General features: G+C 69.9%; 21 protein-coding genes and 3 pseudogenes. 18 read left to right on the top strand and 6 right to left on the bottom strand.

Going from position 1 to position 25628, the window contains the following annotated elements:
• Positions 1-167: 167 nt before the first annotated feature.
• From K2224_RS17105 to K2224_RS17045, 14 genes and pseudogenes are all read left to right on the top strand, one after another.
• Positions 168-2498: a tetratricopeptide repeat protein gene (locus tag K2224_RS17105; protein ID WP_221907354.1), complete on the top strand. Its 2331-nt coding sequence runs from the start codon at positions 168-170 to the stop codon at positions 2496-2498.
• Between the two features lie 96 nt (positions 2499-2594).
• Positions 2595-3143 carry a hypothetical protein gene (locus tag K2224_RS17100; RefSeq protein WP_221907353.1) on the top strand — a complete coding sequence of 183 codons (549 nt, stop codon included), beginning with the start codon at positions 2595-2597 and terminating at the stop codon, positions 3141-3143.
• 183 nt (positions 3144-3326) lie between these two features.
• The gene (locus K2224_RS17095) at positions 3327-3995 is read left to right on the top strand and encodes a DUF4097 family beta strand repeat-containing protein (protein ID WP_221907352.1); all 669 of its coding nucleotides are present in this window, start codon (positions 3327-3329) and stop codon (positions 3993-3995) included.
• 131 nt (positions 3996-4126) lie between these two features.
• Complete coding sequence (locus K2224_RS17090) at positions 4127-5365, top strand: serine hydrolase (RefSeq protein ID WP_221907351.1); 1239 nt, start codon at positions 4127-4129, stop codon at positions 5363-5365.
• A 701-nt stretch (positions 5366-6066) separates the two neighbouring features.
• Entirely contained in the window at positions 6067-7152 is a 1086-nt protein-coding gene (locus K2224_RS17085) for an aKG-HExxH-type peptide beta-hydroxylase (RefSeq protein WP_221907350.1), read from the top strand.
• Positions 7149-8189 (top strand): radical SAM protein, encoded by a 1041-nt coding sequence (locus K2224_RS17080; protein WP_221907349.1) that lies wholly within the window; start codon positions 7149-7151, stop codon positions 8187-8189. Before K2224_RS17085 ends, K2224_RS17080 begins: the two co-directional genes overlap by 4 nt.
• Entirely contained in the window at positions 8146-8460 is a 315-nt protein-coding gene (locus tag K2224_RS17075; RefSeq protein WP_221907348.1) for a hypothetical protein, read from the top strand. The genes K2224_RS17080 and K2224_RS17075 overlap by 44 nt, the downstream gene beginning before the upstream one ends.
• Positions 8461-8528: 68 nt before the next feature.
• Positions 8529-8705: a hypothetical protein gene (locus K2224_RS17070; protein ID WP_221907347.1), complete on the top strand. Its 177-nt coding sequence runs from the start codon at positions 8529-8531 to the stop codon at positions 8703-8705.
• A gap of 108 nt (positions 8706-8813) precedes the next feature.
• Positions 8814-11207: a radical SAM protein gene (locus K2224_RS17065; protein WP_221907346.1), complete on the top strand. Its 2394-nt coding sequence runs from the start codon at positions 8814-8816 to the stop codon at positions 11205-11207.
• A gap of 12 nt (positions 11208-11219) precedes the next feature.
• Positions 11220-12491 (top strand): MFS transporter, encoded by a 1272-nt coding sequence (locus K2224_RS17060; protein WP_221907345.1) that lies wholly within the window; start codon positions 11220-11222, stop codon positions 12489-12491.
• Positions 12484-13119, top strand: a complete 636-nt coding sequence (locus K2224_RS17055; protein WP_221907344.1) for a GNAT family N-acetyltransferase — start codon at positions 12484-12486, stop codon at positions 13117-13119. Before K2224_RS17060 ends, K2224_RS17055 begins: the two co-directional genes overlap by 8 nt.
• An 89-nt stretch (positions 13120-13208) precedes the next feature.
• A pseudogene (locus K2224_RS40605) lies at positions 13209-13559 on the top strand (alpha/beta fold hydrolase); the annotation flags it as partial.
• A gap of 49 nt (positions 13560-13608) precedes the next feature.
• Entirely contained in the window at positions 13609-14160 is a 552-nt protein-coding gene (locus K2224_RS17050) for a hypothetical protein (protein ID WP_221907343.1), read from the top strand.
• 292 nt (positions 14161-14452) lie between these two features.
• Positions 14453-15829 carry a cytochrome P450 gene (locus K2224_RS17045; RefSeq protein WP_260692709.1) on the top strand — a complete coding sequence of 459 codons (1377 nt, stop codon included), beginning with the start codon at positions 14453-14455 and terminating at the stop codon, positions 15827-15829.
• Between the two features lie 142 nt (positions 15830-15971).
• On the opposite strand, the gene K2224_RS17040 is transcribed toward K2224_RS17045, so the two are convergent.
• The 5 genes and pseudogenes from K2224_RS17040 to K2224_RS17025 all read right to left on the bottom strand — a co-directional run bounded on the left by K2224_RS17040 (position 15972) and on the right by K2224_RS17025 (position 19174).
• Positions 15972-16499: a universal stress protein gene (locus tag K2224_RS17040; RefSeq protein ID WP_221907341.1), complete on the bottom strand. Its 528-nt coding sequence runs from the start codon at positions 16497-16499 to the stop codon at positions 15972-15974.
• 249 nt (positions 16500-16748) lie between these two features.
• Positions 16749-17033, bottom strand: a pseudogene (locus K2224_RS40600) (DUF2332 family protein); the annotation flags it as partial.
• On the bottom strand, positions 16984-17184 hold the full coding sequence (locus K2224_RS40595; RefSeq protein ID WP_260692708.1) for a DUF2332 domain-containing protein: 201 nt from the start codon (positions 17182-17184) through the stop codon (positions 16984-16986). The gene K2224_RS40595 and the pseudogene K2224_RS40600, both read right to left, overlap by 50 nt.
• A gap of 281 nt (positions 17185-17465) precedes the next feature.
• Entirely contained in the window at positions 17466-18275 is an 810-nt protein-coding gene (locus K2224_RS17030) for an SDR family NAD(P)-dependent oxidoreductase (RefSeq protein WP_221907340.1), read from the bottom strand.
• A 365-nt stretch (positions 18276-18640) separates the two neighbouring features.
• Positions 18641-19174 carry a DUF1648 domain-containing protein gene (locus K2224_RS17025; protein ID WP_221907339.1) on the bottom strand — a complete coding sequence of 178 codons (534 nt, stop codon included), beginning with the start codon at positions 19172-19174 and terminating at the stop codon, positions 18641-18643.
• Positions 19175-19875: 701 nt separating this feature from the next.
• Between K2224_RS17025 and K2224_RS17020 the strand changes: the two genes are divergently transcribed.
• Positions 19876-20319 carry a hypothetical protein gene (locus K2224_RS17020; RefSeq protein WP_221907338.1) on the top strand — a complete coding sequence of 148 codons (444 nt, stop codon included), beginning with the start codon at positions 19876-19878 and terminating at the stop codon, positions 20317-20319.
• A gap of 298 nt (positions 20320-20617) precedes the next feature.
• Here K2224_RS17020 and K2224_RS17015 read toward each other — a convergent pair whose 3' ends face one another.
• A complete protein-coding gene (locus tag K2224_RS17015) occupies positions 20618-21337 on the bottom strand; it encodes a dienelactone hydrolase family protein (protein WP_221907337.1) in 720 nt (239 codons plus the stop codon).
• Between the two features lie 1247 nt (positions 21338-22584).
• Here K2224_RS17015 and K2224_RS17010 point away from each other — a divergent pair.
• From K2224_RS17010 to K2224_RS17000, 3 genes and pseudogenes are all read left to right on the top strand, one after another.
• Positions 22585-23064 carry a DnaB-like helicase N-terminal domain-containing protein gene (locus K2224_RS17010; RefSeq protein WP_221907336.1) on the top strand — a complete coding sequence of 160 codons (480 nt, stop codon included), beginning with the start codon at positions 22585-22587 and terminating at the stop codon, positions 23062-23064.
• 306 nt (positions 23065-23370) lie between these two features.
• Positions 23371-24225: pseudogene (locus tag K2224_RS17005) on the top strand (IS701 family transposase); the annotation flags it as partial.
• A gap of 407 nt (positions 24226-24632) precedes the next feature.
• Positions 24633-25613 (top strand): ricin-type beta-trefoil lectin domain protein, encoded by a 981-nt coding sequence (locus K2224_RS17000; protein ID WP_221907335.1) that lies wholly within the window; start codon positions 24633-24635, stop codon positions 25611-25613.
• Positions 25614-25628 lie beyond the last annotated feature (15 nt).

Genomic DNA, 25628 nt, shown 5'->3' with positions numbered 1-25628 from the left:
GCGCCAGTACGTCGTCCCCGCGCACACATGGGCTTTCGCTGTCTGTCCGGCCGGCCGGTCCGCGATGACGTTGCCTCCACCCGACATGGGAGTCGGTGCTCATCGGCCCGGCATACTTCACTGTCTTCGATGAACGGCGGACGGACCTGGAGAAGGGGGCGGCAAGGGTGAGCGAGGAGTTGGCGGGCAGTCTTCGGCAGCTGCGCGACCGGACGGGGCGGAGCCTGCGGGAACTGGCGCGGGAGATCAATGTCAGCAGCTCCTCGCTGTCGCGCTACTTCTCCGGCCAGGCCGTCGCGCCGTGGCCGGCGGTGGTGGCGCTGTGCAGGGTGGCCGGACGGGACCCCAGGCCGCTGCGGGAGATGTGGGAGCGGGCCAAGGAAGCGCCCCGGACCGGCGGCGCCGCAACGCCGGTTCCGGCCGTACGCAACGACCTGCCGCACGACATCACCGCGTTCACCGGACGCCGTGATGAGCTGGCCGAACTTCTCGCCGCCGCGCGGGAGGCGACGGTGGTGGCGATCGACGGCATGGGTGGGGTGGGCAAATCCGCGCTGGCCGTGCACGCCGCGCATCTGCTGACCGCCGACTTTCCCGGCGGCCAGCTCTATCTGGACCTGCACGGCTTCACCCCGGGCCGGGAACCGGTCGAGCCCGCGGAGGCGCTGCGCGTGCTGCTGGCCGCACTCGGACTCCCGCCCGGCAGGATCCCCGAGGGGGTAGCCGAGCGGGCCGCGCTGTGGCGGTCCGAGCTCGCCACCCGGCGCGCGATCGTCGTGCTGGACAATGCCGCCGACGCCGACCACGTACGCGACCTGCTTCCCGGCGCCGGACGGAGCTTCGCCGTGATCACCAGCCGCCGCAGGATGGTGCACCTGGACGGTGCCCGGCCGCTGTCCCTCGACGTCCTGCCGCCCCAGGAGGCGACACGGCTGTTCGTCGCGTCCGCGGGCGGAACCCGGCCCGGTGACGTCGACGAGGTGCTGCGCCGCTGCGGAAACCTTCCGCTGGCCATCCGGGTGGCCGCAGCACGACTGCGGCACCGGCCCGCATGGACCCTCGACACCCTGGTGGAGCGGCTGCGCGAGGGCGAGCTGGCCGTCTCGGACGTCTTCGGGATGTCGCTGCGTCAGCTCGACGCTGCCCAGCGGCGGATGTTCGGGCTGCTGGGGCTGGTGCCCGGTGACGACATCGACGCCCACGGCGCGGCCGCCCTGGCAGGGATCCCACTGGCCAACGCTCGCGCCCTGCTGGAGGACCTGGTGGACGTGCACCTGCTCCAGGAGCCGGCCGCCGGCCGCTACCGGATGCACGACCTGCTGCGGCAGGCGGCCCGCGCCGAGGCGGCCGCGGCCGAACCCGCGCCGGCCATCGCCCGGCTGGGCGACTACTACCTGAGCGGCATGCTGGCCGTGAAGCAGCTGGTCGAGGTGCTCATCCCGTTGCCGGTCACCGTCGAGCAGCAGCCCCCCGCGCTGCCCGACCTCTCCGCCTACGACATGGCCGTCGACTGGATGAACACCGAGTGGGCCAACCTCACCGCGGTCTTCTCGCTCGCCGTGGAGCTGCGCATCGACGCCGTGGCCGTCGGGCTCGGGCAGCTCGCCCTGCTCTCCGAGGCCCGGCGCGGCGGAGTGGCGCGGCTGATCAGGGGACTCGAGGTCAGCATGCCCGCCGCGGAAAGGCTCGGTGACCCCCGCATGCTCGCCTCGCACACGTACCTGCTGGGGGCCGCACTGATGCGCGTCGGCCGCATGACGGAGGCGATGCCGCAGCTCGAGGCGGCCCGCGCGCTGATGGCCGCGGAAGGCGACCTCGACGGCGAGGCCCTGTCCCTCATGAAGCTCGGAGAGGTCCGGATGTACACCGGCGACGCCGAGGGCGGCATCGCCCTCATGCACGAGTCCGTTGAGCTGCCGCTGGCCCGCGGGTCCGCTGTACGACTGCGAACGCAACTTGCGATCGGTACCGCGCTGGTGCAGCTGGGGAAGTACCACGAGGCCCACGAGATCGCCGCGGAGAGGATCGAGACCGCTCGCGCGCTGGACCGGCAGACGGAACGCATGTGCCTGGACGTGCTCGGCTGGGCCGCACTCGGCCGGGGCGACGCCGAGGCCGCCCTCGACTTCGCCGAGCAGTCCGCGAAAATCAACGGGACGACCGGCCACGCGGTGTTCGAGGCGGTCAGCCTGACGGACGTCGCCGTCGCCCTGCGCCACCTCGGCCGCGTCGAGGAGGCGACCGCCAGGCACACCGAGGCCCTGCAGATCCTCGAACGCGTCGGCGAGCCGCACTGGACAGCGCGCAGCCGCCTCGCCTACGCGCGGTCCTGCCTGGCCACCGGCGACCCGGACGCCGCGGCGCAGCACTCCCGGGCGGCACTGGAGATCGCCACCGCCGACGACATCGACTACCTGGTACCGGAGGCGCGTTCGGCCCTGGCCCGGGTGTCCCGTCCCGTCCCGGGACACCCGCACCACGGCCGTCCGGGGGAGTGACAACGCAGGTCAGCAGGGTCTCGGTGGGATGTCCCGCGTCCCGGGCAGCAGCGAATGAGTGGTCCGGGACGGGCCGCGGCGACCAGGCTTCCCGTCATGGACACCAGGCCATCTCTGCTCACCGAACTGGACGCGCTGCCCACCCGCTGGGACGTGCACGGCACGCTCGCCGCGCCCGTTGAAGCGGTCGCCGCGCTCCTGCTCGCCGTCGCCGAAGGGCGGGTGGGCGATGACAACCTACTGATCCTGGCCAGGGCCGCCGCAGCACAGCAGGGGGCGATGACCGTCGTGGCCGAGCCCGGCGTCGACACCTACCGCGCGGAGCTTGCCGGGCCCGTGGAGCCGGTCGAGATCCAGGTGGACCGGGCCCACGCAAGAGTGGCGGTGCAGAGCTGGTACGCCGGGGTGCACCACGCCACAGCCTGTCCCGCGGGCACCCGGGTGACCCATCGCGTCCTACTGGTCCTGCCCGAGCATCCGGGCTTTACGGCCGGGATCGCCGAGATCGGACTGCACGCCCGTATGACGCGCGACCTGAGGCGGGTGCTGGAGGTGATCGCCGACCGGCTCGGCTGCCCGCAACCGATCCTGCCCACCAGGGCTGAATCACCCGCGTACGCGATCCCCTCGACCGGCCCGGCCTGAACGAACCACACCCCCTCCATGCGAGCGGACGCATCAACACAGTGCCCCCGGGGTCAGCACCACCTTCGATCCAGGCTTCTGCGCCCGGCCCACCGATCGCATCCGCATCTGCATCTACATCCAGATTCACAAGGTGCGTCCACCAGTACGCACGCCATAACGAACCCTCAGGAGAGCACCGTCGTGACAACGTTCACCACTCCCGCCCCGATCACCACCGTCGTTGCCGTGCCCGCCGGCAACGTCCGGTTCATAGCAGCCGACCGAGCCGACACCGTAGTTGAGATCGCCCCCGCGGACCCCACCAAGAACCGCGACATCAAGGCGGCGGAGCAGACCACGGTCGACTGCACCGACGGCGCCCTGCGGATCCAGGGCCCGGCCAGGAACCAGTACTTCGGGCCCACCGGCGCCGTCGAGGCGACCATCCAGCTGCCCGCCGGATCCCATGTCGAGGTGAAGACGGCCAGCGTCGAACTGCGGGCCGTCGGCCGGTTCGGCAACGTGACCGTGGCCAGTGAGCATGGCTCGATCGACCTCGACGAGGCCGCGAGCGCCCGCCTGACCACGGTTGCCGGTGATGTCGCGGTCGGCCGCGTCACCGGCCCCGCCGAGATCCGCACCAGCAAGGGGGACATCCGCATCACCGAGGCTGTGCGCGGCTCCGTCACGCTGCGCACTGATGCCGGCGACATCTCGGTCGGCGCTGCCGCCGGCGTGTCGGCCTCCCTGGACGCCGGCACCTCCCACGGCCGGATCCGCAACTCCCTGAAGTCCGCCGAAAACGGCGCTGACCAGCTCGTCATCCACGCCACCACCTCCGCCGGCGACATCACCGCCCACAGCCTCTGACCAGCACCAGCCGACCGGATCGGCCGTCAGCCTCGGCCATCCGCTGCCCGAAGCAAGGTCACCTCGCCCAGGGGCGAGCCTTTCGGGCGAGGCGACCTACATCCGTCCGTTCCATCGAAGGAGCACCAACCATGTCCACGACCCTGGCCGGCCGGCGCAGCGGCTTCTCCCAGACAGGGCTGCGCAGACTGCACGACGTGCTGGCAAGGCACGTCGAGTCCGGGACGATCCCGGGGCTGGTCGCCCTGGTCAGCCGGGGCGAGCAGACACATGTGGAGGCGATCGGGACGATGCGCCATGACAGCGACGCGCCGATGCGCCGGGACACGATCTTCCGGATGGCCTCCACCTCCAAGCCGGTCACGATGGCGGCGGCGATGGTCCTGCTGGACGGATGCCGGCTGCGGCTGGACGACCCGATAGATCAGTGGCTGCCCGAACTCGCCGACCGGCAGGTGCTGAAGCGGCCCGACGGCCCGCTGGAAGACACCGTGCCCGCGCAGCGGCCCATCACCGTGCGCGACGTGCTGACCTCCACGTTCGGTCTCGGCGTCGACCTGCCCTTGATGGGATCCCCGATCATGACCGCAGTCCTTGAGCGGTCCAACTACGACCCGGAAGCGGGGCCGGCGCCCGACCCGGATGAGTGGATACGCCGCCTTGGCGAGCTGCCGCTTTCGTACCAGCCCGGACAGCGGTGGCAGTACGACCTCGCCAGCGACCTGCTCGGCGTGCTCGTCGCCAGGGTCACGGGCCGGACGTTGGAGTCGTTCCTGCGCGAGCGCGTCCTCGACCCGCTGGGGATGCAGGACACCGGCTTCCACGTGCCCGAAGGAAAGATCGACAGGCTGCCGCCTGTCTACTTCCCCGAGGCGGCCGGCGGGTTCCAGGTGTGGGACGAGGCTGAGGGGGGACGGTGGAGCCGGCCGCCGGCGTTCCAGTCGGGCGGCGGCGGGCTGGTCTCGACCGTGGACGACTACCACGCCTACCTCCGGATGCTGCTCAACCACGGCACGCACGAGGGCGGGCGGATCCTGTCCCGGCCCGCGGTGGAGTTGATGACCACCAACCGCCTCACGCCCGAGCAGAACGCCGCCCGCACCGCCCTGGTCCGCGACAACGTCCATCTGAGCTTCGGCCAGGGACAGCACGGCGGTTGGGGCCTCGGGATGGCCGTGCGCGCCTACCGCAGCGACTATGCGCCCCTGGGCCAGTTCGGCTGGGACGGCGGAACCGGCACCACGGCCTACGCCGACCCGCACAACCAACTCACAGGAATCCTCTTCACCCAGGTCGGGTTGTCCACCCCGGACCCGGCACGGCTCATTCACGACTTCTGGACCACCGTCTACCAGGCGATCGACGACTGACGCCTTGCCCGCCGAGGGATAATTCCCTCGGCGGGCAAGGCCAACCACCGATCGACTGTTGAGGGCCTGTGTCCGTCCACGGTGGAAGTGCCGGGCTATTCCCGATGACCTATCAGGTGGGGTGCGTGGCGCTCACCGAAAAGGCAGGGGAGGATGCCCGATCTGCAGTTTCGGGTGACGGTTGCCATCTGATCCCGCGCGCCGGCGCGAATCCGTCCCCCAGGCGGTCACGGAAAGTCCGACGCCGGTACTGGCTCCGGCTTTGGCTCCGATGCGCGCCCGGCGGCAACTGCGGACTTGTTTCCGCCAGTTGATTCGGGATCGAACGACCGTAGGTGGGCGGATAGGGCGTGGGGGCCGGTGAGCGGCTCGGAGATCAGACGTCGTCGCCGTCCCGCTCCGGCCTCTGATGGGCCGTCGCCGCCGGTATATCCCCGCGAATGACGCGATGTTGGCGTTGTGAGCCAGCGTGGGGGCGGTGAAAGCCGAGGTGGGGGACGCATATGCGTTTCGGGATCATGGAAAAGGGAGTGGGCTCGTCGAACCGGTGTTGTTGCGTCGCCGTGGTAAAAAGTCGGTCAAACCTCAAAGATGCGTCTGCACGCCCTCCTGCCCTACCTGCTTCACTCTGTGGCTGGGCCGGCCACGCATGGTTCCGCGTTGTTCACACGCTTCAGCTGTGAAACGGGGGAGGGGAAGTCGTGTGCAAGCTGAAATACGTGGATCGGAGCATTGCTCAAGGCTCCGTATTCGCCGAATCCGCGCCCTTGTTGGCGAAGGTCGAGGCGACGTTCTCGTTGGCTGCGGAGATTGCCGGTGATTGGCCGGGCGCACGGCAGTTACCTTTTTCGTCGGACGGCGTCCCGTTCTCCTGCGACACCATGTTCCGCAGGGAGCTGGAGCTCTTTCTGCACCGGATGCGTCAGCGTGATCCGCAGGCGAAGGAAACCGCGGAATTCCTCGCCCGTACCGATCTCGCCGTGCCTCCGGGGCCCGGTTCCGCTCGCGAGGACGGGCGGTTCATCCCCTTGCGCGTGCCGGGCGGGCGCACGGTGCGGATGCTGTCCCGCATCGACGACGGCGACGCCTGGACGGCTGGGTTCCTGGAGATCTTCCGCAAGGGGCTGACCGAACCCGACAGCCGGTACGGGGTGGTTCCGGCAACGGATGGCGAGGCATCGGCCGTCGCCGAGGCCGTCGAACTGCTCGCACGGGTGCTGCCCGAGACGACGGCTTCCGTGCTCTCCCACCTCGCTTTCATCGGGGTGGTCGAGGGGCCCGGGGCCTTTGAAAGTGCTTCCGATCGGAAGGTCCCCCGGGCCGTTTTCATCAATCGGTGCGCGTTGGACGATGTGCCGCGGACCGCTGAGGCGCTGCTGCACGAGTGCGTGCATCAGAAGCTCTATGACATCCAACTGGTGCACCCCATCTACCGGGCGGGATACGACGCCGGCACGGCGGCCGTGATCCGTCCGTCGTGGCACGAGAACGCCGCGTGGAGTTTCGACCGGGCGCTCGCCGCGGCCCACGTATACGTCCATCTTGCCGCCCTTTACACGGTGTTGGGGCACCGGCAGGATTCGGTGGCGCGAGGAGTCGACACGGTCACCGGGCGGGCTCGTACGGCTGAGCGCGCACGTTTTCTCCTGGCGGCCGTGGCTGGACTTCCTTCCGAAGCGGGGCCCGCCGGGGTCCGCTTCATCGAGTGGCTCATGGCGCGGTTGCGGCAGATCGAGGACTGCCCGGCGAAAGGCGCGACACAGTCCCACGTACAGGGAGCGAGATGACCGAGGCGACTGGCAGCGGCGCGAACGTGCCGAAACTGGAACTGCACCGGCCGGTGAAGTCCTGGCTTCAGGTGACAGCGACCTGCAACCTCCAGTGCAAACAGTGTTACGGCGATTGCACACCGGAACCCCGGCCGGACGAGATGACCGCGGAGCAATTCCGCTCGGTACTCGACGACATGGCGGATTCCGGCGTCATCGAGCTCCTGGTGGAGGGCGGCGAGCCCCTTCAACGCCCCGACGTGCTCGATATCCTGGCGCATGCGACGCCGCATATGCTCGTACGGCTCCGGACCAACGGGACCCTGCTGGACGAGCCGATGGCGGACCGGATCAAGACGGCCGGAATCCGGAACGTGTGCATCGACTTCATGGGTGCGACTGCGCAGACGCATGACTGGCACGTCGGTGAACTCGGGGCGTTCCAAAAGACCCTCAACGGCCTCAAGGTGTCGCTCGCCGCCGGATTCGAGACCCTCGCCCTCATGATCATGACGAAGCGGAACGCCGGAGAAATCCAGCAGTTCATCGACCTCGCGGCCGATGCCGGCGTGAAACGGGTGGGCATTCTCCGGCTCTATCCCCTGGGCCGGGCCAAGCGGTACTGGCGGGAAATGGCGCTTTCGTTGCCGGAGCAGATGGCCGCGCTGGAGGGCATCGAGGTCCCGGACGGCGTCCATCTCATGCGCTCCTGGCATCCCCGCGACGCCAACTGCTGTTGGCAGGCGTCCGGGGTGGACGCCCGCGGACGATCCGTCGGCTGCTCCTACCTCCGCGATTTCGCGGACTTCGGGAACGTCTTGGAGACGCCGTTCCTGGAGACCTGGAAACACCCGCTGTTCGTGCGACTCCGCTCCCGCGATGTCGAGGACCACTGTCCCGACTGCGCCTCGACGCAGGGCTCCGCCGGTGGCTGCCGGGCCACGGCCTATGCGTTCACCGGTGACTGGGACGCACCCGATCCGTACTGCACCACGACCAACAAGGGTATCGATGTCCAGCTTCTCCCTGCACGACTGCTTCCAGAAGGCAGCTGACCTGCGGCTGCGAGAGGTGCCCGAGTGGGGCAGCCTGCTCGTCTACACGCCCGCCCACCCCGACATCCACTACCTCGACGCGCGTTCCTGGCTCCTCTTCGAGCTGTGTGACGGTCAGCACGGCACGCAGATCCTCGAGGAGTTCCGGCAGTCGGTGCCCGAGGGCACCCCGCCCGACAAGAGCGAGGCCGCCGTCATCGAGACCCTTGCGGCGCTGGAGCAGAAGGGACTCATCACCAGGGCTGCGGCCGACTCGGAATCGGCCGCATGATCCGGCGCGGCAGCGGGCCGCGTCCGGGTGCCGTTGCAGTACTCCGACCCTGAGGGGAGGTGAACGCGATGGAGAGGGAAGAGCTGCTGGGCCGGCTCAAGAGCAAGCTGCGCGAGACGTCCTTCGACGCTCCGGCGGTTGAGACCGTCCAGCCCGAGATCCGTTCCGCTGCGCAGTACGCACTGATGCCGTCGATGCGGGCGGGCTTCCGGATCGACGACGAGGCGGACGACACGGCGAACTGACGCGCCGTCGCTCAGCCGCATGTGCCCCGGCCCTCAACCGCCGGGGCACACCCCTTTCGCCCGCGCACCACAAGCCACCGCCCCCGGGCCGAACCAGGATGGCCGACAATGAACCAGCGGTTCACGCTCTTGATCAACCCTCCGCTGTGGAACGCCTACGCCCCGCACCTCGCCGTTCCGCTGCTCGCCGGGACGCTCCGGGACCAGGGCCTCCCCGTGCGGTGTTACGACGCCAGTGTCGAGGTGCTCGACTGGCTGCTCAGCGCCGACGGGCTGCGGGCGCTGGCCGCGCGGGAAACCGGCTCGCGGGACCGGCACGCGTCCGCCCGGGGCCGCCTGGTCCACGACCACACCGCACGGGACGTCGACCGCGCCAAGGCGGTCATCCGGGACCTGACGACGCTGAAAGACGCACAGGGGCAGGCACAGGCCCGTCGGGTGATGCGCAACGCCATGTGGTCGGTCTCCGCCGCCTTCGACCGGCTGCGGTTCGACCTCGTTGCCAACGACCTGTACTACTCGGCCACTTCCACCGAGGCAGTGCTCGACGCCGTGGACGATCCGGAGCGGAACGTCTACCGCTGGGCCCTGGACCGCCTGGTGCCGGACCGGTTCCTGGAGGACCCCGCGCTCGGCGTCGTGGGCATCAGCATGTCGGCCGACACCCAGCTGATCGCCGCGATGACCGCGGCCGTCGAGATCCGCCGGCGGCGACCGGACGTGCGTATCGTCGTCGGCGGCAACTACGCGACGCGCATGGTCGAGGAGTGGTCGGCCCCGCACCCCTTCTTCGCCTGGGTGGACGCGTTCGTGAGGGCGGAGGGCGAGGAAGCCCTCCCCGAGATCGTCCGCCGCTGGCAGGCGGGACGGGACGTGGCGGACATCCCCGGAGTGGTCACGGTGCGCGGTGGGGAGCTCCTCAAGATCCCGGCCCGTCCGGTGAAACTGGACGGCGTGAGTGCCCCCTACTTCGCCGACCTTCCCCTGGACCGCTACTTCGCGCCCGGCCCCATCCTCCCCGTGTACGCCTCCCGCAGCTGCGCCTGGAAGTGCGCGTTCTGCTCGATCCCCTTCGCCAGCAACTCCTTCCGGTCCCGTCCGGCGGCGCAGACGGTCGACCACCTCGAACACCTGATGGCCGAATACGGCACCCGGACTTTCATGTTCGTGGACGAGATCCTCACCCTGCACGTCCTGCGGGAAGTGGCACAAGAGATCGTCGAGCGGGGATTGGAGCTCTACTGGTACGGGGAGACGCGGTTCGCCGGCGGATTCAGCCGCAAGTTGGCCGACCTGCTCTACCGCTCCGGCTGTCGACGCCTGAACTTCGGGCTGGAGTCCTACAATCAGCGCGTGCTGGACATCATGGCCAAGGGCACCAAGGTCGAGCACGTGGACCGCACGTTGGACAACGTGCTGGCCGCGGGCATCGCCCCGCACCTCTTCGTGATCCACGGCTTTCCCGGCGAGCGGCTGGAGGAGGCGGAGCGCACCATCTCCTACGCGGAGCGGAAGGTCCGCGAGGCCCGGGAGCGGTACGGCAATCCGTACGCGACCTGGGGCGGTTCGCCGTTCATCCTCGACCGGCACTCCCCGGTCGCCCGGGAACCGCAGCGCTTCGGTATCGAGCTGACCGACCCCGCGCCCGGTGAGGACCTGGCACTGGTGCGCGAGTACACCGTGGCCCAGGGGCTGACGTCGGACCAGGCCGTGGACGTGGCGCAGGCCGCCAAGCGCGCCACGGTGATCCGCCGCAACGTGTGGTTCCGCACCAGCACCGAGTCAGCGCTGGCCGAGGTGGAGGAGTTCACCTTCCTGCGCGCCTGCCTGGGCGCACCCAACGCCGAACCGCTGCGGTCCGTCCCCGCCTTCGTCGAGGCGACCGACGACACCGAGGTGCGGCTGGCGTGCAGCGCCTACCTGCTGCCGTGGAACGCGGGGGAGGGCGGGGGCGCCGCACTGGCCCTGTACCAGGGCGACGGGGACCGATTTGTACAGCTCAGTTGGCCCTCCGGGGGCACGGAGGACCCGCTCGCGCGGGGAGCGACCGTGGGGGAGCTCACACGGTGGTTCGGCGCCCACGGTGTGGCCTGGGGCGGCGCCGGCCGGCGGGAACTCGTCGAGCTGCTGATCCGGCACGGCATGCTCGGGGCCGCGGACGGACGTCCGCTCGTGCGTGCGGCACCGGAGCCGGCTGACTGGTGGTGGCATCGTGAGCCGGCCGTGCTGGAGGCCGCTCACCAGGACGACGTGGTGCTGCACTCCCCGGTGACCGGCAACACCGTGCGCCTGCATGCGCTGGGGCAGTTGGTCTGGCATTTGTGCGAAACGGATTGCGCGACGCGGGAGTTCGCCAGGCACCTGCCCGGCGGCGCCCAGTGGCAGGGCGCCGCGGTCGACGTGGTGCGCGAACTCGCGGGCCTGGGTTTCTTGTACCCGTCCAGGCCGGTGGAGGGCCCGGTGGGCAGCGCCGACTCGCTGGCGCTGTCCGGGGCGCAGTGAGGAAGGGAACCGGTGTCCGACGTCTCGTCACATCGCGCTGAGCGGGCCGGCGCGGCGGCTGGCCGTCCCGCTGCGGCAGCGCTGCGGAGGCTGGTCACCGCCAATGCGCTCAGCTCGGTGGGGGACGGCGCGCGCTTCGCGGCGCTGCCCCTGTTGGCCGCGTCGGTGACGGGCGGGGACGCCTTCTGGATCTCCATCGTGGCGGCGGCGGGCCGGGCGGCATGGCTCCTGGCGCCGGTCATCGGCACCCTGGTGGACCGGATGCCCCGCCACCGGGCCATGATCGGCGCCGATGCGGCACGCTGCGCGATGCTGGCCGCGCTCTTCACCCTGGTGGTCGGCGGGACGGTGCCCGTGCCGGTGCTGCTGCCCCTCGCCTTTCTGTCCGGCGTCGCCGAGGTGTTCTTCGACAGCGCGGCGCAGGCCATCGTGCCGACCCTGACCGCCGACCAGGATCTTGAACGGACCAACGCCCGCATCATGGCCGCACAGATCACCGGGACGGGTTTTGTGGGCCCGCCGCTCGGCGCGGCGCTGTGGGCGTGCTGGCAGCCGCTGCCGTTCCTGCTGGACGCGGCGACCTTCCTCGCCTCCGCGTTGCTGCTGTCGGGCCTGGTCGCGCGGGCCGTCCGAGCCCGGTGGAACGGGGATCGGGAGCAGTCACGCGGAGACGGGGGCGTGCTGCACGGCACCTGGGCCGGGTTGCGCATGCTCGCCCGGCACCGGGTGTTCCGCCGCCTGATGGTGGTGGTCGCGGTGCTCGGCGTGGGCCAACAGGCCGTCTACGCGGTCCTCGTGGTGTACGTCGTGAACCGGCTGGGTCTGCCGTCCTCCGCCTACAGCCTGATGCTCGTCGCGGCGGCACTGGGCAGCCTGGCCGGGGCGAAGACCGCGGCGTCGACGGCCAAGCGGCTCGGCACCGGGCGCAGCCTCGTGCTGTCGATCACCGTGTCGGCGGTCAGCTACCTCACGGTGGCCCTGCTGCCGTGGTGGCCGCTGGTCGCGTTGCTGCTCGCGGTGAACAGCGCCGCGGTGGTGCTGTGGAACGTCTGCACGGTCTCGCTCCGGCAACGGCTCGCTCCCCAGGACATGTTGGGCCGCGTCACCGGTGGATACCGCCTCGCCGCCTGGGGAGCCATGCCCCTGGGCGCCGCGCTGGGCGGCACGCTGGCGGAACGGGTGGGTCTCGATGTTCCCTGGGCGTTGGCGGGCGTCCTCCTCCTGGTCTGCCTCCCGCTGCTGCGGGGTGTGACGTCGACACCGAAGAGGGCCGGAGATGAGTGAGACGATCACTGTGGTCGCGACGGCGGCCGGGCGGCGCTACGCCGTCCGGGAGGCCGACCCCGATGACGAGCCGGCGATGTGGGCGCTGTTCGAGGCCGCCACCGCATACTTCGAGGCCGCCACCGGACTCCCGCCGGGGCCCGCCGACGTCCAGAGCCTCTACTACAGCCTGCCGCCCGGCGCCGACTGGCGGGACAAGCGCGTCCTGGTGGTGACGGAGGAGGCCCCCACGAGCGGCGCCACCCCCGCCACCCCCGCCATCGCCGGGATCATCGACGTCGTGCTCCGCTTCCCGAAGCCGGACGCGTGCAGTGTCGGCCTGTTCCTCCTGCACCCGTCCCTGTGGGGCACCGCCCTCGGCCCGGCCCTGGCCGGCAGTCTGCTGGAACGGGCTGCGGCCTCCGGGATCCGCCGCGTGACGGCGACGGTCCCCTCCGGATGGGAGCGGGGCCGCCGCTTCCTGTCGTCGCTCTCCTTCACACCCGCCGGCCCGTCACCACAAGGCTCCGCACCACAAGACTCCGCACCGCAGGGGGCCTCGTCACACGGTGGGCAGACCGCCAATCGGAGCTCCGGCCCGCGCGAACCGACCGTGGAAAGGGTCGAGTTGCTGCTGGTCCGCGAATAGCCCGGACCGGTCCGGGCGGCCGCGGCAGGGACACCTCTCGCGTCACCTGCTGCACGGCGCACAGTACCGTCGGCTGGTACGGGTGAACCCTGTCGCCGGCGACGATCGACCGGCTGGTCGCACCGCGGCTCGGCGAGCGAGGCCAGCCCGCCTGCTACCGTCAGATCGCTCAGGTCGACCAGTGCTTCACCGGTGAGATGCAGGGCCGGTACGGGGAGACCGATCTCCCCGTACCGGTGTGTTGGGGCGAGGACGACACGTGGATCCCCGCGGCCAAGGGGCACGAACTCGCGTCATCCATTCCCTGGGCCACGTTGCGGCTCATCGCTGGCGCCGGTCACCTTGTCCAGGAGGACGCCCCCGCCGAACTCACCGCGGCAGTACGGAGCTTCCTTGCGTGGGTTTCACACGGTCCGTCCCGCCCGGACCGCGTACAGTGACGGTCAACGAGGCCCGAGGGTGGCCGGGTTGGTGGGTCCGGGGACACGGATGCAGGGACGCGACGAGGAGCTGCGGAGGATCGAGCTGCTGCTCGCCGACGCCCTGCGCGGCCGGAGCGGCGCACGGCGGCCGTTCGCCGTGCCGGCCGCCGCCCGCGGCGAGGAGGACCGCACCCGTGAACTCGCCCACCGGGCCCTGGAGTACACCCGCCCCCGGGGTGTCGGCCGGGGCACCTCCGACGCGCTGTGGACACTGGGCCTGCTCGACCTCGGCTCCGGGCAGGCCCAGCGGGCGCTGGACCGGCGGGAAGCGGCGCGGGAAGCGGCCGGGCTTCCGAAGCCGAGGAACACTCCATCGCCGCCCTCGACCTGCACCCGGCCGACGACAGCTTCGAGCGGGCCCGCACCGAGCTGCCGTACGGCGAGTGGCTGCGCCGGCAACGCCGTGTGCTCGATGCGCGCGAACCGCTGCGCGCCGCACTGGAGCACTTCGACGGAATGGGCGCGCAGCCTCGGGCAGGGCGGGCCCGGACCGAGTGGCGGGCGGCCGGCGGGCACCACGACCCGGCGCCCGCCGCGGACTCGCCGATCGCGCGGCTGAGCCCGCCGGAGCGCGAGGTGGTGCAACTCGCCGCGACCGGCAAATGCACCGTGACCGTCAGCCGGAGTATCGGCTGAGCCCGAGCGACAGCAAACGCGCTGCGGGCTCCGGGCTGAACGCGCCGACGCGGGCGCACGGGAGTCCGGCGGCCCGGGAGAAGAGTCCTGTCCTCCGGCTGCCTTTCGCCTCCTCACACGCATTTCCGCCGGTGGTAATGGGCGTGGTGAACCCGAAGACGGTCCCGGGAAACTAATCTTCGGGAGAGAATTCACTGCACGATGCAGGGGTCGCAATGCCAAGGAAAGTCACGTTCTCGTCCGCCGGATTCTCGCACCGAGCTGCCAACGGGAGGGTTCCGGAGCCGGTCGATCCGCCCGGGCCGCGGCTTCCGCCCATGGTGCAGACCCTGCTGTTCGCGCGGTATCGGCATCTGTGGTTTCCCCGACTGCGACGCATTTATGGTGAGGTGTTCTCGCTCGATCTGGTGGCGCCGATCCGACACCGCGTCGTGGTCCTGGCCCGGCCGGAAGATGTCGATGAGGTCTTCGGCGGGTCGGTCGACGTCCTGCATGCAGGTGCGGGCAACGCGGTTCTGCGACCTGTCATGGGCGACCGTTCGGTGCTGCTCACCGACGAGGACGAACATCGCAGAGCGCGGCGAATGCTGCTGCCCGCCTTCAGCGGTCCGGCCTTGCGCACCTACGAAGAAGTGATCCGGACCGTGGCGGTCGCGGAGATCGAGCAGTGGCCGGTGGGAGAGGCGTTCCGCGCCCACCACCGAATGCGGGAACTGGCGCTGGAAGTTGTCTGTCGGCTCGTTCTCGGGGTGACCGAGCAGGCACGGCTGGCCGAATTGCGACCGCTGGTGCGCCAGTTCACCAATATCGGCCAGATCACCCTGCTCGGGCTGTCCCACCCGAAACTGTCGCGACTGCGTCCCTGGCGCCACTACGTTTCCCTCCGTCAAAAGCTGGACGAGTGGATCGACGCCCAGGTGGCCAACCGGCGGACGGCGGCCGACCACCCGACCGACGTGCTGTCCCACCTGCTGCAGGCCGCCGAGAGCGCGGAAGGCGGCGGCTTCAACGAGGTGGAACTGCGCGACCAACTCGTCACGCTGCTCCTCGCCGGGCACGAGACCACCGCGACCGGCCTGGCGTGGACACTGCACGAACTCAGCCGCCACCCGCTGCACCTGCGCACGGCACAGCGGGCGGCCGACGAGGGCGACGACGCCTGCCTCACCGCCGTCGTCCAAGAGACACTGCGTCACAAGCCCGTGATCTATCAGGTGGCCAGATGCCTCACCGAGCCGCTCACCCTTGCCGGCTACCGAATTGCCGCGGGAACGACCGTCATGCCCGCCATCGGCCTGGTCCACCTCGATCCCACACACCATGAGCGACCGGAGACCTTCTGCCCGGAACGGTTCCTGGACCGTCGGCCCCCGTCGCCGGCCTGGATTCCCTTCGGCGGGGGAGCACGTCGCTGCCCTGGCGCCGGCTTCGCCGTGCAGGAAGCAACCATCGTGCTGCGTGAGGTGCTCGCTCGCTACGACCTGCGCCCCGATCGCGCCCGCCCGGAGACCCCACGCCCCCGCCAGGTCACCCAAGTCCCGGCGCGAGGGGCACGCATCGTGGTCTCCCGCCGCGAGAACGGCGGCTCCTGACGCCCATCGACCTGACCGGCGCCCTGCTGCTCTGCCGGGCCCGATGCTCCTGTCGTCCCAGTGGCCGTCGCGCAGGCGCCTGGCGCCATTCGCATGACGGGGGTCCAGCCGCACCCGACGGCTTCGTGCGCGTAAGCAGCGTTCAGCGGGTCAACTCCCGAGTGGTGAGCGGGAGTTTCCACACGGTGCGACGGCGTACGGCCGTGAGGGCGTCGTGCAGGGGAGAAGGGGGGACGGCCAGTACGGGGCAGCGGGCGTGTGCCACGCAGTACCGGGAGACGGAGGGCGACGCCGCGCGGCGCAGCCTGCCGCGAGCCCCGGCACCGATCACCAGGAGATCGTCGCTGCGGTCGGCAGCCGCGATCAGCACTTTGCCCGGCTTGCCGCGTGCCACCAGGGTGTGAAGAGGAACTCCCGGCCCCTCGCTGCCGAAGGCGGTGCCCAGTGTTTCCGCGAGATCCTCGCACGCCATGCGGTGCCATGTGGCGACCAGTGAAGGGGGCACGCCGCCGCGGGCGGGAAGGTCGCCGCCGGGCGGCTCCCAGGCCAGTACGGCCCACAGCTCCGCGCCCCGCACGCGGGCTTCGGCGGCCGCCCGGTGCAGCGCCGTTACGCTTCCCAGCGAACCGCTCACTCCGGCCAGGACGCGCCGGCCGAGGGGTGCGGCCATGGGTCACTCTCCTTGGTTGTGCCACGCTCGCGAGATCCGAGCCGCGATTCCGTGTCGCGACCGCGTCCTGCGGGTCCGTCCCGTTCATCGAAGCGCCGCCGGTGGAGGAGCCCTGTTTCCTTGACGACTCCTTTACGCAGAGGCGACGGACCCTGACGGTGCCGTGACGACAGCCGGGCCGCGGGGGCGGTCGGAGCGGGCGGCGGTGGCACGTAGCGGAGTCGGAGTTGCGCCAACATCGAGTAATCGTCAATCCCTGTGGACCGGTTGGGGATCTGGTGGTGACGGGTGGGGCATCCGCCCCGCTGGCGCGGTCGGTGGGGACCGGTTCAGACAGGCAGCCGAGCAGCTCGGGGAAGAGGCTGGGGGCTTCGGTCCAGATCCAGTGGCATGGGAGATTCCGCATCGTCCGCGCGAACGGGGCGCGGGCTCGGCCCGTGCGACATCGAGGGCGCCGCGCAGCCGCTGCAGGTGCCCGGTCTGCTCAGGCCATACCAGGCACTCCCGCCAGTTGGTGTCTTCGGGATCGGAGGGGCGAGTGGGTTGAGGCCGACCCCGGCCCGCCGGACGGCGTCGGGCAGCAGACGCGGGATCGGTACCGGTCCGGGTAGAGACAGAGCCCGGCCGAGGCGCCGACCCCGATCAGCGCCAGCGGCTGCGGCAGCGCGGCCAGAACCGGCAGCAAGGTGGCACCGGGCGCTTTCGTTCGTCTGCGTCGGCCGGGCGAGCATCAAGGAGCTCATCTCGTCCCCTTGAGCACGGGACTCGTGGTGACGCTCGCGGCGTGCACGAGCGGGGCGACTGGGAGTCGCCCCGCTCGGTGGTTCAGCTCTGGCCGGCCTTACCGCCGTGGTTGGCGTTCTTCTTGCGGCGGGCCTTCTTCTTGCGGGCGCGCTTGGACATGGGTGTACGGTCCCTTCGTCATGCGGGAGGCCGCCTGCTGGCGCCTCAGTCGGTGGTGTCTTCTCACGCGTGCTGGCCGACGAGCTGGTCGGCGAGCTTGCCGAGGCGCTTGACCGTGCGGCCCTCGGTGACGGCGGGTGCCGGGTCGACGCGCTGGTCGCGGTCGTAGTAGGCGCCGTTGACGACATCGAAGGCCGGGTCGCACAGCCGGACCACGTGGGCCGCGCCCTGCGTCGCGGTGCCGCCCTCGATGCCGTAGAGGGGGAGCAGGTCCGTCTCGCAGACGCCCGGGTGGACGGAGACCGCCGTGACCCGGGGGTCGGCGGCGAAGACGGCGAGCGCGAGCTGGGACTGGGCGTAGGCGGCGAGCCGGGAGTACCGGCGGGCGCGCTGCGGGTCGTTCCACTGGATGGAGGCGGTGCGGTGCAGCGAGGAGGAGACGTTGACGACCCGGCCGCCCGGGTCACTCGTGAGCGCGGGCTCCAGGAGACAGGTCAGCAGGTAGTGGGCGAGGAAGTTGACCTGGAAGGCGATCTCGTTGCCGTCGGCGGTGAGGGTGTGGCGTTCGGGAGCTGCGGTGGCGGCGTTGTTGACCAGGACATCCAGATGGGGGTGTTCGGCCATGACGCGACGCGCCATCGTCTCCACCTCCTCCAGGCGCGTGAAGTCCGCGGCGAACGCGCACAGTTGCGAGGCGTCGACGCCCGCGGCGGCGACGAGTCGGTCGGTGGCTGCCTGTGCCTCCTCGGCGGTGCGGCCGTGTACGAGGACGGTCGCACCACGCTCGGCCAACTGTCGGGCGGTTTCGTAGCCGATGCCGGAGGTGGCTCCGGTCACCAGGACGGTACGGGAGGAAAGGTCGAAGACGGACATGATCCATTCACAGGAAGAGGGAAAAAGGGAGGCGAGTGCGCCGTTCTGATTGGTCAGTTGCTCAGTTGCTCAGTTGCTCAGAGCTACGACGTACGTACGGACGCACAAACGGGGCGCCTGATCAGGTCAGGGCGCCCCGTCCGAATGCGGGAGAGGTCTCAGCGCGAGGCAGAGCTAGCTCTCCGTGCAGCGCGGCGCACGACACGGGCCCACCGGATGAGGTGGACGGTCGAGAAGGAGCCAGGCGCTGTTCACAGCTCCATCAAATTCCGCCCCGCACCCGCCTTCAAGAGGGACGCACCGCTTTTGACGCTCCCCTGATGAGCCGGGCTTTCCCGACCCCTCTCCCTGTCCCGCCCGTGTGCTCAGTCCACGGGTGTGTGCCGGTCGCGCATCGGGGCCGCCACCGTCACAGCGGTTCCGGCGAGCAGCGGCACAAGCATCGCCGCGAACAGCCAGCCGGACACCCGCTGATCGGCTGCGGAGCGCCACAGCACCCCGCAGCCGATCAGGAGCGAGACTCCCGCGCAGGCGTTGAGAACCAGCACGGCCCGGGCGGTGCGGAGCGCAGAGGCGCGGGTGCGGGGGCGATTGAGCGAGGACCGGGCCAACCCGTTGCCGAAAGGCGCCGCGTCCTTCGGCAGCTCCGCCTGTGGTGTCACCCGCAGCGTCAGCTCGGCGCAGGCGGTCAGCAGCACCGTCACTCCGATGTACACGAACACCAGAACAAACGCGCTCCCGATCGACCGCTCCGTCCAGGCGTCCACCCCCTCGGTGCTGATGTGCCGAGGTATCCGGCTCGGTAGGTGCGGATAGCGGAGGATGCCCCAGAGGGGCAGTGCGGCGAGCAATACGGCGTTGGGAAGCAGCCACAGCCGTACGGGACGTGAGAAGACCATGGAACCGATTGTCCGTCCACGGCGCGTTCGTCGCAGACGGAGCCTCCCCGCGGGGCACGAGAAACGTCGGGGCCTGACCGGCCGGCTCACCGATTCGACGAGGCCCTCGCCCACTACACGGCGCCCACCGCCCGCGACGCCCGGTCGGACGTCCTCGACGGCGCCCGGATGCTGTGAAACCGGAGCCGCCCGGTCATGAAAAGCCCCCGCGCAATGATCGGTTGGCCATGCACCGGACCGGTGACGGGCCACGATGGGCGATCTCGCTCCTCACGGCTACGGCGCGACCGCCTCCGCATATGGCGCGAGGCGGAGCGTTGTGCAATGTCCGGAATGCTCGGGATTCGCCAAGCAGGGCCACGCGCGCCGGACAGGCGAATTCTCAGGTCGGCGATAGTCGGCACTCCTGCAAACACGATGCGGGCGGCGGGCAAGGTGTCCCTCCAACCTGATCGGCAACCAAGAAGGGCGGGCCGACGCTCGGCCGGCTGACCATGGTGTGGCTCTCGCCCTTCACCATCCGGCCCGCGGCGAGTAGGGGCCCGCGGCGAGTTGGAGTTCTTGCCGCCGACCGATTGCCGCGCACGCCGCTCATCCGCCGGTCACGATCGGCACGGGCAGCAGAGCGCACGGGGGGCGGACGGCGGCGGCAGCCAGGCTGCTGAACCTGTTGACCTTCGTTTGTACCCGAAGATCTATGGATGGACTTGGATGACCTGCTGGTAGGCCACTGGAGCAGCCTCCCTTTTTCGTATGGCGTCATGGAAGCGTCCGAGCTCGGGTTCCTCAGCGACGGATGGGGATGGAGCTCGTGGTTCAACGTCGGCGCACTGTGCGTCACGCGATTCAGGTGGCGGTGTCCGAAGCCGGAGGTTCTGGAGCTACGCACGCAGTGGACGGTACAGGGAACGCCCACCCGAGCCATCGGGCCCGCGACGTTCGCCTCGATGGAGCCGGCTGAGCGGCTGGACGAGGTCACACGCCATCACTACGCCATCGGCCCTGCTGTCCCGATGCCCGGAGCAGAGGCGTTGACGGCAGTCAGTTTCAAGGAGCCTGTGGAGTTCTGTGAACACTACGCCCGGGGGCCGGTGCAGATCCGGCGCGAGGAGGACCCCACCCACCTCGTGCTGCCATACCCGTAGCCGGGCTCGACTGCTGTCGACGAGACGGCGACTTCGTCGGCTGAGAACGGACATTCGGCGACAACGCCCAACCTTCGCCGGCACAGGACACTTGTCCGCGAGATGGGGCAGCACCCGAAGCTCCGCCGAATCGAGCAGTTCATGGCTTCGGGCACTGCGGGTCCCTGCCCAGTTGGCAGGGACCCGCAGTGTGGAGACCTGAGGGGAGCCGGAGCCTGTCTTCGACGGGCAGCGCCCTGGCCGACACCGCCTATCGTGTGCTGCCGGCCTGACGGCTCGGCCTCACTTCAGGCCGGCCTCACCTCAGGTGTCTGGCAAAGAACCGGTCCCCGTCCTCCATCTCGAACCACGGGGTGCCGACGTGCCCGCCCATGTTGGCGTGCATCGTTTTCTCCTTGCTGCCGAAGGTGTCGAACAGGTCCAGGGCCCGTTCCCGGGGGTTGCCTTCGTCGTCCCACTGCAGCAGGAACAGCAGCGGAATGGTGAGCTGCCGGGCCTCCTCGCGTTGGGCGCGGGGCACGTAACCCCCGGCGAAGAGACCGGCGGCCGCGATGCGCGGTTCGACCACCGCCAGCCGGATACCGACGGCGGCCCACCCCGAGTACCCGACGGTGCCGCCGACTTCGGGCAGCGAAAGGAGGGAGTCCAGGGTGCTCTGCCATTCCGGGACCGCCTTTTCGACCAGTGGGCCGATAAAGGACTCGAAGATCTCATCGACCGGCTCGCCGGCCTGCATCGCCCGGCGGAGGTCCGCGCGAGCCTGCTCGTCGGCTGCGGAACGGGTCCGGTCACCGCACCCGGCGGCGTCGATGGAGGCCACCGCGTAACCGTACGCCGCGGTTTTCCGGGCCCGGGCCACCAGCCGCGGTTCCCCCTTGGACAGGCCGTTGTTGTGGGCCATCAGGATCAGGGGAGACGGTGCGGATCCAGGCGTCCACAGAGTGCCGGGGATCTCGCCGAGGATGAATTCCCGTTCGAGGACACCGTCGTCGAGACGCTGTTCAGAAGTGAATTGCATGGTCATGCCTTTCGGGAGTGCTCTTGAACGGCGCTCCCGGACGACCGACCTATCGCCCGACCGTGACCCCGGAGGGGAGCACCCATGTCGATACTGCGTTCACGGGTACCACCTCCTCGTTCTTTCGCACGGCCTCCGGAAACGTAGCAGTGGTCGCCGTGGTCCGACAAACGGGTTTTTGCGCGGGGCTCGTGGCCGGATGTCCCCGGAGCTGGAACGCTACGCAGAGCTACGTGGGGTCTCGTTGCGGTTTCCCGAGGTGAGGCTCTGCGACGGCTGGCGTGCTGCCTGCGCACCGGGCGCGCGCTGCGAGTCCCTCGGGCATGCACCCGCGGTCGCGGAAAACCCTTCGTCACCGGGGAAGAGATGAACAGTCAGTGTGGTCGGCCGCGCCGCTGGTGAAGCGTTGAGCGCCGCTGGGGCATCCCTCATCGATGAGCACCCGGCGAGAGCGAGGGTGCCACAGGCAAGCAGCGCTCTGCGCCCCAGGCGTCCCGCTCTTTCCATCGTTCATTCCCCTCGATGCCGTTCCGGTGCGTCCCTGTCCCATGACCGGGGCGATTGTTTCCCGCGGTGTGGGCGACCTGGCAGCAGGCGCAAGCAGGCGCAAGTGGGTGCGGGGGATGTTGCTACAGACGGCCCATACAGCGGCTCACGCAGCAACGCGAACTCCGGGTCGTGACCTGACTGCCCGACCGCACTGCCGCGGCCGGGCGCTGTCCGTTCTCGTTCTCGTGAACAGCGACTTCGCTCAGGTCGGGTGCCTCTCGAGGCGATGAACAAGCGCTGCCGGAAACTCGCCAGCAAAGCCAACTTCCAGACGGCAAGGGCATCTGCGGCCTCGATCAGAGCCAGGCAGTTGCTGGAACTTTTGGATGCGCTGGGACCCGATCAGCATGCGTGCCACTGCCGTCCTCGCCGTCACCCGCGCCCGCACCACACCGGCCGCCACCAGAAAGAGCGAGCTCGTCCCGGCCAGCGGCCGCGAACTGCTCCGACTCGTGCTCATCTCCGCACCGCCCCCGACCGCGCCCGACTGCCCCGGCGCGACCGCGACTGTTTCCTGCACTGGTCCGATACTCCGAAAGGTTCCCCGGGCTGCTCGGCCAATACGCTCGTTCACACACCATGGACGGGTTGCCGCGCCTGCGAGCAGGTTCCGACGGTTTCCGTGGCGCCCCTTTGCTCGTTGTTCATGGCGGGGGTGGCCATCGTCGACCACCATCGAGCCCTGAAGGAGCAAGACCATGAGCACACTCGCCGCCATGCCCGCCCCGGCGGATCGGGAAGCCACGCAGCGTGCCCGGGTCGGTCGGATGCTCGTCGCCCCCGACTCGATCCCGGAGACGGCCGCTGCCCTGCTGCCGGAGGACCTGTCCGGCCCGCTCGCCGTTGTCTACGTCTCGGTGCTGGCGGTGTACGCGGCCGGGGAGCCGGTCGATTCGATCACTGTGGGCGTGCACCTGCACTGCCGGGGACGGCTTGCCGAAGTCGGCGGGAGCGCATACCTCACCGCGCTCGCCCAAGCCGGGACAGGCACGGTCGGGCTGGCGGCGTGGCCCGCGTTCAGTCGGCCGGCAGGTGTGGTCCCCATGCGCACGCCCACAGCCTGCCGCACTTCACCGCGGTCCAAGGAGCTGCTGTGGGACAAGGCGATCGCCGAGTTCACCAGCGCGGCACTCTCGACGGCAAGCACCGCCTCAACGTCGTACCTGCCGGCGACGTAGTCGGCGTCCGATCGTCTCCCTGCCCCCGGAGGCCGGAAGCGAACGCCTCTCGCCCCTGCGGGTTGGACGGCCCCCTTCGAGGACACGGCACGGCGCCGGGCCTGCGAGTACTCAAGCCGGTGTCGGCAGGCGGCTCCTGCCTTGCGCCACGCTGCCCGGAAGTCGTCGAGCGCAGCCTGAGCTTCCGGATTGGCCCCCGGGGCTGAGGGCGTGTCCGACGGGCCAGCCGCCAGCCCCGTTGGCCAGACCTTAGAACTGCAACGGTGCTTGCTGTGACGGGTGGCCAGATCGGTCGTTGGTGTGGTTGTGGGTGGGGATCTTGGTGATGTCAGGTTGTGGGCGCGTGAACTGGACGTGGTGCACGATCGGTTCGGGCATCGCTTCAGCAGGTCGCAGCCGCGGGAGTCGGCACTTGCCCGTATGCGGGGGCTGATCGCTCCGCTGCAGCCCAAGAACGGCTGGACTGTGGCCGAACAGGCCGGTCATGGCGGTCCGGTCCGTATCCAGCGGATGCTGAACGGGATCGAGTGGGATGTCGAGGAGGACCTCGACGACGTGAGGGACTACGTCATGGAGAGCCTCGGGGATCACGGGGCGGTCCTGATCGTGGATGACACCGGCTTCTTGAAGAAGGGGGTCCGCTCGGCGGGGGTGCAGCGGCAGTACTCCGGCATCGCGGGCCGAACGGAGAACTGCCAGGTCGGTGTCTTTCTCGCCTATGCGACCGACCGGGGCAGGACGCTGATCGACCGCCGCCTGTATGTGCCGGCCTCGTGGACGGATGACCGGACCCGGTGCCGTCGGGCCGGCATCGGGGACACGGTCGCCTTCGAGACGAAGGTGGCCATGGCCAAGGCGATGGTCCGACGAGCGATCGCTGATGGCATTCCGTTCCGCTGGGTGACCGCCGATGCCGCCTACGGCTTCTCCAAGGGCTGGCGCTCGGAACTGGAACAAGCAGACGTCTTCCACGTCATGGCCACCGCCCGTCACGACACCGTCGTCACCCGCTGAGCCATCGACCACCCCGTCCACGACCTGTTTCACGGCCTCACCCGGCAGAGGTGGAAGCGTCGCTCCTGCGGGGCGGGCGCGCACGGCCCGCGCGTTTACGACTGGGCCCGCGTTGAGGTGCGGCCCTGGCACCGGCCCGACCGCCGGCCCCGACCGTCGACCACATCCTGCACTGGTCAACCTGGCGCAGACGACGCCAGCACCATGCCCGCACCAGCCACTACAAACACCGCAGCCACAACCCCTGACCTGGCCACCCGTCACAGCACCCACCATTGCATTACTAGGTATCCGGTACGGGCGGAATCGAGCCGCTCCGTCGGAGGGCCCGAGGGTGGCCGGTCGGCGGAGGCCGAGACGGAGTGCGTTCGACGTTCGCCGTTGCGGGTGCCGGGGTAGGGCGGGCGGCCGGTGGACCGGCCCATACCGCGTGAACGCCGCTCACCGCCGAGAACGCCATCTACCCATCGATTCCGTATTTATCGAATGTTGACCGGACACGCCTACGGTCACGTGACGAACGAATCCCGTCCCACACCTCTCAGGAGACGCTCATGTTACGAAGATCGCGAATCGGACTCATCGCCGCCCTCATGGCCACCGTACTGCTGGCCGGCGGGATGGAGGCGTCCGCCCGCGCCGCGCCGGCCGTCGCGAAACCGGCCCCGACGGCGGGCGTACGCATGGGTACCGACGGCCAGGACGCGCCCCTGCGGCCAATCTCCGCACGTACGGCCGAGGCGCTGCGGGAGCGCGGGCCGAGCCCGCGCGCCGCGGTCGCGGCAGGGCCGGTCGACGCCCTTCAGGCGCTCATCGACATCATCACCTATCTGGTCCAGATCTTCGACAACCACAAGGCCAAGGACCAGGGGGCCTTCGTCCAAGGCGTGATCAACGACTCGTGCGCCATGGTCCAGGGCCATTACAACGTGTTGATGGTCAAGGAGGAAAACGCCTCCTACGACACCAACTTCAACGGCGTGCGCTGGGAGGGCCGGCTCCACTACAGCTGGGACGGCTCCGCCACGTACCACTACTGGATCTTCGAATCCGGCAGCTTCCGTCTGAGGAGCGACGGCGGGTGGCGCAACTGGGGCTTCTGCGGGCGCTTCACCGGGAACGGTCCCGAGGTCGTCTTCCACCAGGCCGACGGGAACAGCCTGAAGAAGCAGGACCAGCAGAGCAAGTGCGTGGACGTGCAGTCGAGTTCCACCAACAGGGGCACCCCGATCCAGATGTACGACTGCAACGCAACCAACGCCCAGTGGTGGTACCGGGACGGACTCGCGCTCAGGTCCGGCCTGCCCGGCAACAAGTGCCTCGACGCGGGCGGAGGCGGCTGGACCGACAAGGTACAGCTGTGGGACTGCAACGGGAGCCCGCCCCAGCAGTGGGACTACGTCGGCAACGGCTCCCTGCGCAACCGCAAATGGAACTACTGCCTGGACATCCCCAACGGGGACACCGGCAACGGCAACCGGCTCCAGATGATGCCGTGCAACGACGGTCCCGCCCAGCGGTTCACCCTTCCCTAGCCCCGGAGACGAGAC

The organism is Streptomyces sp. BHT-5-2, assembly GCF_019774615.1.
Taxonomy (GTDB): Bacteria; Actinomycetota; Actinomycetes; order Streptomycetales; family Streptomycetaceae; genus Streptomyces.
The sequence above is the reverse complement of the archived record's forward strand: the minus strand, read 5'-3'. Positions and strand labels throughout refer to the sequence as shown.